The sequence below is a fragment of the Kothea flammea genome (assembly GCF_052161645.1).
In the GTDB taxonomy this organism is placed as follows: Bacteria; Planctomycetota; Planctomycetia; order Pirellulales; family Pirellulaceae; genus Laterigemmans.
Genome location: NZ_CP197414.1, coordinates 6,442,332 through 6,454,874 on the forward strand (window position 1 = coordinate 6,442,332; position 12,543 = coordinate 6,454,874).

The following is a 12,543-nucleotide window of genomic DNA, read 5'->3' on the forward strand; positions in this document are numbered from 1 at the left end:
AATCGCGGTGTAAAGTATTGCCTTAGGGCATGCACAAGCCTTGGGCAGAATCCAACAGTTACAAAATTTCGGAGCTAATCCCGTTCACAGTCACAGGGCTACCTGCGATCCGTTCATCCTCACTACCTTTCTGTTTACGCTTCAACCGATGCTTTCGGGGAGGGTTCTGTTTGAACACAAACAGATAGCTTCTTAGGTCCCTTATACTTCGGCTGCAAAACTCGATACTGGGCGTGTGGCTAGCACTTACCCAGGCGGGCTCTACCCCCGCTTGTCAATCAGACCTTGCCAGTCCGCACGTCCATCGCATTGTTCGTCGCTGGTTTTTTTGCGAATCGTTCGATTTCGATGCACCTGAGTCCATATTCCGCAGTTGGGGAAACAAACGTACAACGATTCGATCGCAATCCTAAACAAGGATCGGCCAGAATGCATAAAGCATTATTTAGATGCACGTCGTGGGGCTCCCATTGCTCGCCGTCGAACCGTGGTTCAATTCCCATGCCATTCTGACTTTTCATGGTCTACCGGGTTCGGTACGCCGTGCCTTGGCATAGACAATGCTGCCAAAAACTACCAGTAGCGTTGCGAGGCGAAAGGCATTCACCGACGCGTCGTCTGTCCAGTCGGCAGCGTTGCTACTCAACAATATTGGGGGGGCATTCCAAAATGTGTGGAGAACTATTGGCACGGCCAGATTGCGAAACGCCAGCATGACGATCGCGTAGTACACCCCGAATAGGAAAAGCGCAATCTGATCGAAGGCGACCACAGCCAGCGATTCGTAGGCTCCTTTGTAAATTCGATTGGGAACGTGCATGATTGCAAACAAAGCTTGTGAAGCAATGATAGCGAGCGTAAGGCTCGCGGCAATTGACAACTTGCGGGTCCTGAGATGCAAATAGAACTGAGTCAGAAAGAACGCTCGGAACAAGAGTTCCTCGTACAATGCGTTTCCAATCAGCTGGGCGAGTAATCTACCAGTTGATTCCGAGGCGCCGCGACCAACCCAAGCTGTCGAGAAGCAAAGGTCCTCGCCGCGTCCGACGCCAATGACGCAAAGTTGATAAAGTAAAGTTAATCCCAATAGCCAAACTACTGCGATCTGCCAGCTGCGTCGATCCAGCCAAAACTCACGGCATGTTTGTCGTCCGGCTAAGATCAACAGGGGCAGGATGATGACCATCAATAAAAGGTTTGCTTGCATACCATCGTTTATTAGCCCTTCCGTCGCAACGTCGATCATCTTTCCCAATTTGTGTGGAAAGAAAACCTGATTAATGAACACGGAGAGAACGCAGTGAACCAGGAAGGTAAAACCCAACAAGACCAGGCTGACTTTGGTAAACGAGTCAAGGTTATTCCATTGCAACGGCTTCGATCCTATCACGGAATAGGTTGATTCGACGAACGAATTGCGATCAACGAATTGCGATCTATCCGCTGGTCAGGCTTTAAAAAAGCCCAACTTTTGTTGGGCTCTTTGCCTGACTTGCGGATAGATCGTGCGTTGAACTTTGTCGTAAAAACTCATTCTAACGCGTAGTAGTTGTGCAGTTCTAGTCCTGGAAGCATCGGTTGAATTGCCGGCCGAGTGGTGGGCGTGGCTGTCGGGTGATATGCACGTTCGAAGATGTTTTCCAGGTACCAGGCGTTAAATCCAGGCCCAAACTTACCGTCCCAGAACTTTTCGTCGTCTATTTCCAACGATTTTCGGTACCAACCTGGAAGATGCGTGCTACGTTGACTCAGCGCTTCCCGCCACGATGGACGGGACCTGCTAGCGACTAGCCGCAGTGCCACTTCGCCACACGCTGGGCAGTTGAGTTTTGTGTCAGTGTCCGTGTTAGATTCTTCTTCATCTGTCAGTGATTCGGCTGGCGACGCTGGCGTGGGCTGCCCCGAAAGTCCCGCCGCAGCACGTAGCTGGGTGCTGCACTTTGCTTGGTAGATCGTTCGTCGTTTGTTAGTCCAGCCTCCCATGTAGCGTGTCTTGGTTAATTGGTTCGGTTGGATGTGTAAACACCAACGCCGCACGAACTCGATTGTGCTGAGTGTCACGGGAACTTGAACCGCTTCGCCCCCTTGAACTTTCCCTTCACGTGCCAAGAAGGTCACCTGCTGTTCGTCCGCCGTTACGATTCGCGAGTCGCTGATTGGCCCGCCCGTAAGGTAACGTGTCAGATAACGAACCAAATCGTTGGGACCGCTGGAACTGGCCGGGGGCGGTTGAATAAAGCTGACCCAGTCGCGTGCGCTAAGATGCTCAATCAATTTGTCCCAGCCTTCGTCGGTGCGCAGATCCCCGAACGTTAGCTCGACGTCCAACTTTAATTTGCGACGCGTTCTTAATCTCTGCAAGTGGGAGATCGCCGCTTTGCGAAAGGCCACTCGAAGGTTAATTGCGTCGACTTAATAATGATCATCACTCAGGCCGCTATCAGGCGGCAAGGTACTGGTCTTCCATTGATTTTTACGAACGCCAGGTCCTGAACCGGGAACGAGCGCGTGTACGTGCCAATGAGCTTCGAGCTTTTGATTCCATGAATGCAAGACCATGATCGCTGCGGGTTCATATTGTTGTTCGCGGCTAATCGTTCTATTAAGACCTTTCTAAGCAGCGGTGAATAAGAGATTGGCTGGTGGCCGATAGGTGGGCAGTTGTTCGACCGGTAGCCAATCCAGTGGACTCGGGGTAGATAGCATGTGTTCCCTGCGACAATGGAGGTAGACCATCGTCGTCGCAAAGCTCGCATGTCCCAGGAGCCGGCTGATCGTCAACAAGTCGACTCCGGCTTCGAGTAGTCCGGTCGCGTAGGAGTGTCTCAGGGTGTGAGGTGTGACGTTCTTGTGAATCTTTGCCAAGAGGGCTGCTTTCTTGATCGCTTTTTGGATCGACGTGTCGGCGTATGTCTTGTCTGCCGAGTTGCCCGGAAAGAGTAGCGACTTGGGTTTGTAGCGTTTCCAGTAATCCCGCAACTCGCTCAGTAATCGCGGCGAGAGGGGAACGATTCGGTCCTTGGCTCCCTTGCCGTGAGTGATCCGAATCTGCATTCTCTGGGAGTCGATGTCGTGGACTCTTAGGTTTGCCGCTTCTGAGAATCTCATCCCGGTTGCGTAGAGAGTCGTTAGGAAGACTTTGTGTTTGTGGCACGTCGTGCATCGTAGTAGCTCGTCGACTTCATGTCGGCCGAGGACCACAGGTAGCGTTTTGGGTCTCTTTCCAAACGGCACCATGGTGACCGGCCAATTGACTCGGATGGTATGTGTGTAGAGGAACCGTAACGCGCAAACGGCCTGATTGAAGCTGCTGTAAGCAAGTTTCCTTTCTTCGATTAGGTGGAGCTGGAAGGCTCGAACGTCTTCCGGGGTCACGCGGTCCAGCGGCTTTTGAATAAAGTCGGCGAACTTTCCCGCGTGGTAGGTGTAGGCATCGATGGTCCGAGGTGCCAAGTTGCGGATTTTCATATCCTGAGCGAGCCGAATCGTGAGCGGGCAGGGTCTTTTTTCGTGGGGAGTCATCATGGTATTCCCAATTTGAGGCGTGCTGCAGTGACACGAAGTGTGTCGATTGCTTGAGAAGCCCATTGCAATTGCCGTCAGAAAAAGCGCAACCTCTTTAATCGTTTTATTCGTCAAGCGGTCAGAATAGGTTGCCGAGAGAATCGTTAGATTCGTTAGCGTGCGTTGGTGGTGTCGCTGATACCGATTCTGCTGGCGCCAAGCTGGGAGTTGCTTGTCTCGCGCCAGCGAAAAAAGAAAAAAAGGAAAACAGCCGGCGCAGCCGCTCGCAAAATTTTGAATGCCCCCGCCCGCGCCGAGTCCTGAAGGTGGCGCTGAGTTCAAGGGTATGAATGAGGGAGATAAAGAGAGCCGCGGGGGAGTTGAAGAGAGACCGGGGGACTGTTTGATTGCCCGGCTGGCATGGATGCCAGCATCGTCCCACGCAGGAAGCGTGCCGGCATTGGCCAGGGCAGCGAGTGCCCCATCGCCTTGCCGAACCCCGTCAACTCACCGCCCCAGTGCTGTCACCACGCGCGAGCAATTCGATTAAGTTCAACGTTGACGTTGACCGGGCCGCCGCCAATCAACGCTGACTTCAGTGACGACGCAATCGGCGGCTCCGCGTCCAACGCTTGGTTATCCGCTTACCCATCCGGGGCCTTGGGCGGCGCGAGTCCGCGTATTATATCAAGGCGATTCGGCGGCGCATCTGGCGCGAAAAAGTTCGGAATTGTCGTTTCCGTTCTTCGAGGCCGCGACAAAAATTCGGGTGGCCACTCTGTGACACGTTCTGTCGTGACATGCTCGAAAACTCCCGCCTCGGGCTCGCTGATGTACTCACGCTGTAATACGAGTGCTAAAGGTTCTTCACAGCCAGCATTTGACTCGTAGTATTCGCGGGCTTCTTCGTATGTTGCAAATGGCATGTAGTAATCATTGCCGTCAAATTCATCCGGTGCGCCACGTTCAGGATGCATCCAGACACGGTACTCAAGCACCGCGTCCCAAGTGTAACCACCGCCAGCTTGAGCAATCGCCTCATAGTCACCAACTTTGTCCGGGTCAATGGCGTTGGGATACTCAGGTTCACTCATGGCTCTTTAGCGGATAACGGTTGCGATCACCTCGCCCGAGCGGTTGAGGTAGATTTGAAAAATCGGAGTATGGCGAGGGCTGGGGTGGATCGCATGGTTCCCGGCTCGCGCCACGATCCGGAGCGCATCTAGGCCCGCCAATTCATTCCATTACGGTACCGTAGTCCAAACCCGCTTGCAATCATTTTTGAGTTCCGGGAGCCCGATTGACTTTATTGCGAGCATCTTCGCCTGGTACGGCAGTGGAAAATTTAATTGGAGGTATCTCGCGAGCAACTTCGGCAGCATCAGGTTCGTCCGGAAAGGACGCAGTTGGCACTGGTTCAACCGATAGCAAGTTGCGAGGCAAGCGCATCGATCAGTACTCGAGGCTTGTTCGCGCGCACCAATCATCGAGCATGGGCTTTCAATGGACGATTGTAGAGAGACCAAGTTTAGGCTCGAAGAGCTTGACCCGGGAACGTCAGCGATGACCGTGGTCGCCGCGAGCGATTTTCAATTGTAAAAACGGCCGGCTCGGCGACTCCGGTCCATCGCTTGGTTATCAGGTATTGAGCGGGGGAGAATCAGGCAGCGGTAGCGCGCCATGTATCACCGCGAGGACGTATATCAATTCGTTCTCCACCAAGTAGATCAAGCGATAAGAATATTCGATTACTTCACGGATTCTTTCTACGTTGTACTCGGGTACCATTTCTCCAGAGAAAGGAAATGCAGAAATCTGCTTGGTTCTGTTGGTCAACCGATCAACCACAGAAATTGCGTAACGTGGAGAGTCTTGAGCTATGTGAGCGTGGATTCCAGCGAGATCCTGGATCGCACTACGAGTCCACTCGACACGCATCATTCTGGCAGGCCGAAACGTTTCCTGACATCCGAAACCGTGACGGTATTGCCATCTGTCACGTCCTTAAGTCCGTTCTCGATCTTTTGTCGGACGTAGATTCGATACATGACATCGTCCCACGACGCATCGTCGGGCAACGTCTTTATGGTTTCCGTCACTTTGTCTCGAATGCTTGCATCTGGTGTACTACTCATTTTGTTTGCTCCCGTGTCTCAATTATCACCAAAGAGACGCTCTGAAGCAAGAGCGGATGATTTTCTGGAAAACCGGATAACGGTAACGATCAGCCCGCCCGAGGATGAGCTGGATCGCAAGGAACCAAAGTTTTTCGGGCTGGGTTGCATCGTATTGTTACGGATGCTTTTCTCGGCACGGAACTCCCGCGAGCTGCAGCCTGGCCTGATCGTACCAATCGCCATTGATCGGATCAACTATTTTTGCAGATCGCTTCTTGGGCTCCGGGACGACTGGAATGGTCAGGCTCGCAGCGAAGAAATGGTTACGGAATCCGGCGTCCGCGCACCTTCAGTTCTCAAAATCATTTAAGCGCACCGCCGCCCTTGAAGATCATCCACGCGCACCTCGAAAACTGGAAATCATCCAAGCGCAACTGCCGCATTGGATTCCGTCAGCGCAAGCTTCATCCTCCGCAGCCGTAACGGTTGCGATCACCTCGCCCGAGCGGTTGAGGTAGATCTGAAAAATCGGAGCATGGCGAGGGCTGGGGTGGATCGCATGGTTCCCGGCTCGCGCCACGATCCGGAGCGCATCCGGGCCCGCCAATTCATTCCATTACGGTACCGTAGTCCAAACCCGCTTGCAATCATTTTTGAGTTCCGGGAGCCCGATTGACTTTATTGCGAGCATCTTCGCCTGGTACGGCAGTGGAAAATTTAATTGGAGGTATCTCGCGAGCAACTTCGACAGCATCAGGTTCGTCCGGAAAGGACGCAGTTGGCACTGGTTCAACCGATAGCAAGTTGCGAGGCAATCGCATCGATCAGTACTCGAGACTCGTTCGCGCGCACCAATCATCGAGCATGGGCTTTCAATGGACGATTGCAGAGAGACCAAGTTCAGGCCCGAAGAGCTTGACGCCGGGAACGGCCGCGATAAACGAGTCGCGGCGATTGATTTTCCATTGGCAAAAACGACGACTCCGCGACTTCGGTTCATCGCAGTATTATCCGGACATTCACGGGTTGAAGATGGGGCCAAACGTTTCTTTGGCGTCGCCGGATTTGGAGATGATCCCCATAAAATCACGTGAACCGTAGAAACGAATCAACCATCCAGACTGTATTTCGATTTCGTCATCAAATAATGCGTAACCGTATTGTACAAATGTGTCGCCCAGACTGTAGTGAAGCATTTCATTTCTGATCGGATGGGGTAATTTGTCCGGGACGTAACCGGCCCATACATTTTCATCGGGAATTGTCTCGCCAAGTCCATGGTATGCGCTGAGCCCCCGCACAATTTTTCGAAGCACGAGATTTACGCGAGGGTCTTTGTGCGGATAGACCATGTGCCGTGGCCCGGTGTCGGTGTCGACTGGGATCATTGAGTCGTAGAGATCGAGAACCCATTTTTTTCCACTCGGTTTTTCAAAACTACGTAATACCGTATCCCATTTCTCGTGAACGGCATCATTCGGATTGCCAGCGATTACGAGAATGTTGCGAAATTGTGTTTCGGCGTCTGTCCAAATTGCCTTGCAAGTTTCGCACTCAGGAACGGTCGGACGCTGAACCTGATTTGGTGTCGAAGTTGGGTAGAGCGATTTGGAGATTACATGACCGTTGTGTCGCGGAGTATCAGATTTGCCGCAATACGCACACGGTTTGTTCATCGTTTAGGTTGGTTTCGTCCGGATAACGGCGGCGATCAGCGGGCGGAAATGGCGCGAGTGATCTTGATTTCAGAGACAAATTGGAACGCCATTTCCGCTCCGTTGCATCGCATTGTTCGTCGGTTTCGGACAGTGCCGAGCGCGAGTTTTAGTCGGCATCGAGATCTTCCACGGATGCTGCCGCAATGAACTCGATGATGCTGCAGTTCAGCGAACGCACCTCGCACTCTTCCGGCTGTAGCCTCCACATCGAGAACTGTTCAGATGGGTCAGTGAACAAGATCTCTTCGTTTTCTACAGCAATGGCGATAGAGTTTGCGAGTCGTTCAAACGAAAATTTAGTCTTCTTCGGACCATCAGCAGCAGTTGCACCATGAGATTGGTACATCTCGACGTACGCGCTAAGTTGAGTCGCATTCGTAGCCCTGGATCTATTGATTCGTATTGGAGCCTGAAGCTCGTCGAGGCTGTAGAACTGCCACTGATTCTTTTTGAATGCCACCAGATGGGCAGGTGGGAGTGCCTTCAGCCATTCTATGTATTGCTCAGGTAGGCCTGCGGTTGGAATATTCATATTCTTGAATCGACGAACGGCGGCGGTAACCGGGCCGCCGCCAAAAAACTATGACTTCAAATTCCGCGTCATCGGCGGCTCCGGTTCACCGCTTGGTTCTGTCGCGTTCAGTAACGGTTCGCATTCAGCTTTGCATTCCGCGGTTGCTGCGGTTGGATTATAGCCTGGAATTCGACCAACAAGTTCCGGAAACGCGGAATTCAGGGCCGCCCACCCTGCGGTGCGACGATGCATTTCATCGGATGCCAACAGTGATTGGACAAATGGTAGTTCGCGTCGAATGTCGAAGCCACGTCGGTTGAGTTCAAGCAATAGTATGTTGGGAGTCAGGCAGGCAGGATCATGGAGTTCGCCTTCCAATTGTTCATCGGTCATGCAATCAAATCGTCGTGACATCCACTTGAGGCAGACGATGAGAGGCATCTGTCCAATCATCGCACCCACTACGAATCCAACTGGGGCACCCACAACACAACCGAGTATGCCAAACGTGTTCCATCCAGTTGATCCGAGAACGACCGCGCCAACCAAAGCGCCAATCAATCGAATTAGGTCAAACAGGGTTAACATGCTATTGACGGTAAAGCGGACCTAGCGACAGAAAGTCTAAAATCACCCGGTCGCGACGAGAGATTCTCAATTGCCAAAACGCCCGACTTCGCGACTCGGTTGCATTGGATTGTTCGTCGGTCTATTTGGTGCCCAGCATGAACTCTATTGATTCTACGGTGCAAGTGATTTCTCCAGCAAGCAGGTCTCGGACCGAGTTGCCGAAGCCAATCAATCGACGTGCCTGGAAACCGTTATGGAATGTCGCGTCGATGCGAAGCAAATCTAGGGTCGGCCCATTCAATACAGGCGGAGCTTTGGCAAGCGCATCAATCGGGTATTTGATCGCATCCATGACGATTCGTCAGTGCTCCATCATCCCACGCAACAGTGTTATTGCCCTTTTTGAATTCGCAATTTCCAAGCGATACTGACAACAATCAATACGAGACCAAGCACTGCAGCAGCTATTCGGTACCCGCTGAAACTGTCAGTTCCCACCGCTAGCAAGAAGAGGCAAAAAGATGCGAGTCCAAATCCCGCTACCACTCCCGCAACATATTCAGATGTGTATTTGATTTTAATGGCCTGTTTCTCCTCAGGTTTTGATCCGACGAACGCCCCGCATCACGGGGCGGCGGGAGTTGAGGTTGATTTCAAAATCCGCTTGCCACCGCCGCTCCCGTGCAGTACGCCCAACATGGGCGTGATCTTGTGGGGTGCAAGTCCCCTGTACTCAGTTCCGGTTTCTTTCACGACGAGGCAGTATACCAAATGTAACTCCGAAGAAAGACAGTACGAGGCGAGGGCAACTGCGGAAGGGTGACCGACCGTGGAAAGGAAGCCTGCGAATGTGCTCGTGAAGTTAGCTCCGGTGCGGGGAACGTGCGGTTCGACGATGACTGAATCGGACAAGGTTTCCCCGGCCAAGACGTGCTAACCGCATTTACGCCAAGACCCGCCAGGTGACGAACAGCAATCCGATATGAGGCCGACGACTCGAGGTGAGTGGGCTGCTGACCACGAAACCGAACCGGAAGAACGAGCGCAGGTAGATCGGGCACTTGGGCGGGGACAGATCACGTGTCGCGGGGCGATTACATCAAACCCCGACGTCCCTTATTTGGGGAGGGCTTCATCCTGTGCCCGCCAGTAGAGCTTGCTCCAACGCGGGGTGGGCCGTGGTAACACGAGCCCACGATTGAAGTCGGCAGCAGAGGGCATAGTAGTGAACCGCCGAAGCCAACGGCGACATGAAGGCCTGAACGTCACAAGACAAGGAACGAACCACCGATGAACTCTGACCAGCCGAACGAACCGGCGAAACAGCTCTCCCTCTGGGAAGAGTTTGTGGAGCAATCGCAAAACATCCAGCGTGATGATTCAGCTCAGGCGTCCATCGAGAAGTCAGCCTTGGACGAAAGCCACGCTTTGATGGAAGAGATTGTTGACGAAGGCACGATCGAGGCGGCTTGGGCGAAAGTCAAAGCAAACCGTGGAGCCCCTGGCCCCGACGGCGTCACGATCGAAAACTTTCCTGAGTGGTTCCGACCACAATGGGAAGGCATCCGTCAGCAACTCCTCGATGGAACGTACCGTCCCCAACCGGTACGGCGCGTTAGCATCGATAAACCCGATGGCGGCACGCGAGAGCTCGGTATTCCAAACTTGCTCGACCGTTTGATACAGACTGCCATTGTGTTAGTCCTCACCCCGATCTTCGATCCGGACTTCTCCGAGTCGAGTTTCGGCTACCGACCTCACCGCTCGGCTAAAGATGCAGTCAAGCAAGTGCAAAAGATCATTCGAGGTGGTCGTCGTCGATGCGTCGATATGGATCTGTCGAAATATTTTGACAGAGTCAATCACGATATATTGATGACACGCGTGGCCCGCAAGGTCCACGACAAACGCCTTTTGAAATTGATCGGACGCTACTTGAGAGCCGGTGTGTTGGTCGACGGCTTATGCCAACCCAGCGAAGAAGGAACTATGCAAGGCGGCCCGTTGTCACCACTGCTTTCGAACATCTACTTAGATGACTTGGACAAGGAGTTGGAACGACGAGGGTTGCCGTTCGTGCGGTACGCAGATGACTTCGTGATCTTCACGAAAACAGAAGCGGCGGCGCGGCGTGTGTACGGGAGCATTGAACGCTTCTTGACCGACCGATTGAAACTGTCCGTCAATCACAACAAGAGCCAAATCCGCAAGACGGATGGGCTTGAGTACGTGGGTTACGAATTTCGTGGCTACGGCGGCCAGATCCGGGTGAGCAAGAAGAAGCTCACGACTTTCAAACAACGTGTTTCGGAGATCTTTCGTAGAAACCGAGGCGTGTCGATGAAGTCACGCTATGCAGAATTCCGTGCTTATGCTCGTGGTTGGTTAGGCTACTTTGCGTTGGATCAAGTGAAGACAACGTTCACCAACTTAGACAAATGGATTCGTCGTCGTGTACGCGCCTGTTACTGGAAGCAGTGGCGGAAATCGAAGACCCGGCTGAAGAATCTGATGTCGTTGGGCTTGTCTTATCGTGTCGCTCGTGGCTTCGCGATGAGCGGCAAGGGTCCCTGGCGTCTTTCCACGACGTCGGGAGTCCAACGAGCTTTATCCAACGAGTACCTAGGCGCCGAGGGCTTGTTTAATCTTGAAGAGCGCTGGCTATCGCTTGCATCCTTGCGTCGAAACGCCTAGTGCGGACCCGCATGCTAGGTGTTGTGGGAGGGTCCCCGGGTAACCGGGCTCCTATCCCGATTCCCTTGGTTCCCAGTGCGACGATGTGAAAAACAGTGCAAGAAGCATGAGAAACCGCACATGACTCTGAAATTACCCGAAGCATGCAACGAAAGCAAGCAAAGCTAGACGGAAGTGGGGCAGATTCGCAAACCAAGTTCGCAACCCGCCCGTGTCGAACTGCGAGTATCCAGTAATTCCCTAAAACGCCCTAAGTCAATCCCTGGAAGCCCTGCGTCGAGAATCGCACAAGTCAACCGATTCGCGAAGCATGAATGCAAAACATCGTCGAACAGCGAGTATTGCCTAATCCCGTTTGATCGTTCGCTATCAACGACAAGCAATGGGAACGACAGACATCACGGGGGACTGAGAGTTGACGGTCCATTCGAGCAAACGCCGCAAGCCGTCCTCCCGTGCATGTCATTGTTCGCCCTCGCGCGGTATGGACCGAAGCTTTGCTGAGTACACAATATCAAACGTTTGGTCCGAGAAACTCGTGATGCGGCCTTGGTGGCGCAAGACGAAATCCCTGATGTGATGAGTATCCTTGTCCAGATGCACCACACCATTCCCCTTCTGATCGGCGATCTTCAATTTCGTGTCATCACTCGCCTTGAACTGTGGAGTGAAATTGATCTGCAAGAATGTGCCAGCGTCTATGCGTGTGGACCCAACCAGTTCGTAGTTGCGAATGGCGACAATCGTCGCTCCGGCCCGACTGGGCAGTTCTTGACTCCAAGTCTTACTGTCGGGCAGTGGTCCGGCGGGAAATGCCACGAGCCAATTTGTCAGACGATGCCTCAATCCATTGGGAGTAAACAGATCTCCGAAGAAGCCTGCGAGTTCGCGGACCCCGGTGTCCTTCAACTTCTCGGACAATGTATCGGAGATTGAGAACTCAGTCACGCTTCCGAGTCCATCAATCGCAACGACCCCGACCGGCCCTACATAATTTTTGAGAGCCTTCGTCACACCTTGCTCGGGCTTACTCTTCGGCTCAGTTTCTGCGTTCGAGTCAAAATTTAGATTCTGGATGATCGCCGCAGCGCCCTTTCCATCCGCCGTGTATCGCACCCTGTCGATGCTAACGTTCAACTTCACGCCGCCGTCCGGAGAAGTGGCGTCTACCTCCCATGTCGTGTCCAATGTTAACGATTGGCGAAGTTCAAAGGTTTGCTGACCAACTGTGGACCTGCTTGTGTAGTTGTCATCAATGACGTACGTGCGTTTCTCACCGTCTTGCCACTTTGTCGTTAGAGTGGACTGGGCTTGCGCGGAAGACGATCCCGCAAACATCGTAAGGGCGATGACTAATGTTCGAAGCATGAGTGGTACCTGTATTTGTGACCTTGGATCGATGTTGAATTGGGCGAACGTTTGCGAT

At 53.0% G+C, this 12,543-nt stretch carries 12 protein-coding genes and 2 pseudogenes; 1 reads left to right on the plus strand and 13 read right to left on the minus strand.

Annotation, left to right across the window (positions count from 1 at the left end):
- Positions 1-278: 278 nt before the first annotated feature.
- From SH139x_RS23975 to SH139x_RS24030, 12 genes and pseudogenes are all read right to left on the minus strand, one after another.
- The gene (locus SH139x_RS23975; protein WP_488352284.1) at positions 279-521 is read right to left on the minus strand and encodes a hypothetical protein; all 243 of its coding nucleotides are present in this window, start codon (positions 519-521) and stop codon (positions 279-281) included.
- Complete coding sequence (locus SH139x_RS23980) at positions 518-1,390, minus strand: CPBP family intramembrane glutamic endopeptidase (RefSeq protein WP_488352285.1); 873 nt, start codon at positions 1,388-1,390, stop codon at positions 518-520. The genes SH139x_RS23975 and SH139x_RS23980 overlap by 4 nt, the downstream gene beginning before the upstream one ends.
- 140 nt (positions 1,391-1,530) lie before the next feature.
- Positions 1,531-2,559: pseudogene (locus SH139x_RS23985) on the minus strand (transposase).
- Between the two features lie 54 nt (positions 2,560-2,613).
- Complete coding sequence (locus SH139x_RS23990) at positions 2,614-3,525, minus strand: tyrosine-type recombinase/integrase (RefSeq protein WP_488352286.1); 912 nt, start codon at positions 3,523-3,525, stop codon at positions 2,614-2,616.
- A gap of 623 nt (positions 3,526-4,148) precedes the next feature.
- Positions 4,149-4,598, minus strand: a complete 450-nt coding sequence (locus SH139x_RS23995) for a GCN5 family acetyltransferase (protein ID WP_488352287.1) — start codon at positions 4,596-4,598, stop codon at positions 4,149-4,151.
- Positions 4,599-5,142: 544 nt separating this feature from the next.
- The gene (locus SH139x_RS24000) at positions 5,143-5,445 is read right to left on the minus strand and encodes a type II toxin-antitoxin system RelE/ParE family toxin (RefSeq protein WP_488352288.1); all 303 of its coding nucleotides are present in this window, start codon (positions 5,443-5,445) and stop codon (positions 5,143-5,145) included.
- Positions 5,442-5,639: a hypothetical protein gene (locus SH139x_RS24005; protein ID WP_488352289.1), complete on the minus strand. Its 198-nt coding sequence runs from the start codon at positions 5,637-5,639 to the stop codon at positions 5,442-5,444. The genes SH139x_RS24000 and SH139x_RS24005 overlap by 4 nt, the downstream gene beginning before the upstream one ends.
- A 1,001-nt stretch (positions 5,640-6,640) precedes the next feature.
- Positions 6,641-7,297: a hypothetical protein gene (locus tag SH139x_RS24010; protein WP_488352290.1), complete on the minus strand. Its 657-nt coding sequence runs from the start codon at positions 7,295-7,297 to the stop codon at positions 6,641-6,643.
- 148 nt (positions 7,298-7,445) lie between these two features.
- Complete coding sequence (locus tag SH139x_RS24015) at positions 7,446-7,871, minus strand: hypothetical protein (protein WP_488352291.1); 426 nt, start codon at positions 7,869-7,871, stop codon at positions 7,446-7,448.
- 48 nt (positions 7,872-7,919) lie between these two features.
- Positions 7,920-8,246: a hypothetical protein gene (locus SH139x_RS24020; RefSeq protein ID WP_488356164.1), complete on the minus strand. Its 327-nt coding sequence runs from the start codon at positions 8,244-8,246 to the stop codon at positions 7,920-7,922.
- 57 nt (positions 8,247-8,303) lie between these two features.
- A pseudogene (locus SH139x_RS24025) lies at positions 8,304-8,441 on the minus strand (hypothetical protein); the annotation flags it as partial.
- 121 nt (positions 8,442-8,562) lie between these two features.
- Entirely contained in the window at positions 8,563-8,775 is a 213-nt protein-coding gene (locus tag SH139x_RS24030; protein ID WP_488352292.1) for a hypothetical protein, read from the minus strand.
- 938 nt (positions 8,776-9,713) lie between these two features.
- Here SH139x_RS24030 and ltrA point away from each other — a divergent pair.
- Positions 9,714-11,117, plus strand: a complete 1,404-nt coding sequence (ltrA, locus tag SH139x_RS24035) for a group II intron reverse transcriptase/maturase (protein ID WP_488352293.1) — start codon at positions 9,714-9,716, stop codon at positions 11,115-11,117.
- 462 nt (positions 11,118-11,579) lie between these two features.
- Here the strand turns inward: ltrA and SH139x_RS24040 are convergent, their stop codons facing one another.
- The gene (locus SH139x_RS24040; RefSeq protein ID WP_488352294.1) at positions 11,580-12,485 is read right to left on the minus strand and encodes a hypothetical protein; all 906 of its coding nucleotides are present in this window, start codon (positions 12,483-12,485) and stop codon (positions 11,580-11,582) included.
- Between the last annotated feature and the right edge of the window lie 58 nt (positions 12,486-12,543).

Bases quoted from the DNA above. Each gene is read 5' to 3' on its own strand.
- SH139x_RS24010 (WP_488352290.1), bottom strand. From the start codon at position 7,297: ATGAACAAACCGTGTGCGTATTGCGGCAAATCTGATACTCCGCGACAC.
- SH139x_RS24040 (WP_488352294.1), bottom strand. From the start codon at position 12,485: ATGCTTCGAACATTAGTCATCGCCCTTACGATGTTTGCGGGATCGTCT.
- ltrA (WP_488352293.1), top strand. From the start codon at position 9,714: ATGAACTCTGACCAGCCGAACGAACCGGCGAAACAGCTCTCCCTCTGG.
- SH139x_RS24020 (WP_488356164.1), bottom strand. From the start codon at position 8,246: ATGACCGATGAACAATTGGAAGGCGAACTCCATGATCCTGCCTGCCTG.
- SH139x_RS24015 (WP_488352291.1), bottom strand. From the start codon at position 7,871: ATGAATATTCCAACCGCAGGCCTACCTGAGCAATACATAGAATGGCTG.
- SH139x_RS24030 (WP_488352292.1), bottom strand. From the start codon at position 8,775: ATGGATGCGATCAAATACCCGATTGATGCGCTTGCCAAAGCTCCGCCT.
- SH139x_RS23990 (WP_488352286.1), bottom strand. From the start codon at position 3,525: ATGATGACTCCCCACGAAAAAAGACCCTGCCCGCTCACGATTCGGCTC.
- SH139x_RS23995 (WP_488352287.1), bottom strand. From the start codon at position 4,598: ATGAGTGAACCTGAGTATCCCAACGCCATTGACCCGGACAAAGTTGGT.
- SH139x_RS23975 (WP_488352284.1), bottom strand. From the start codon at position 521: ATGAAAAGTCAGAATGGCATGGGAATTGAACCACGGTTCGACGGCGAG.
- SH139x_RS24000 (WP_488352288.1), bottom strand. From the start codon at position 5,445: ATGATGCGTGTCGAGTGGACTCGTAGTGCGATCCAGGATCTCGCTGGA.
- SH139x_RS24005 (WP_488352289.1), bottom strand. From the start codon at position 5,639: ATGAGTAGTACACCAGATGCAAGCATTCGAGACAAAGTGACGGAAACC.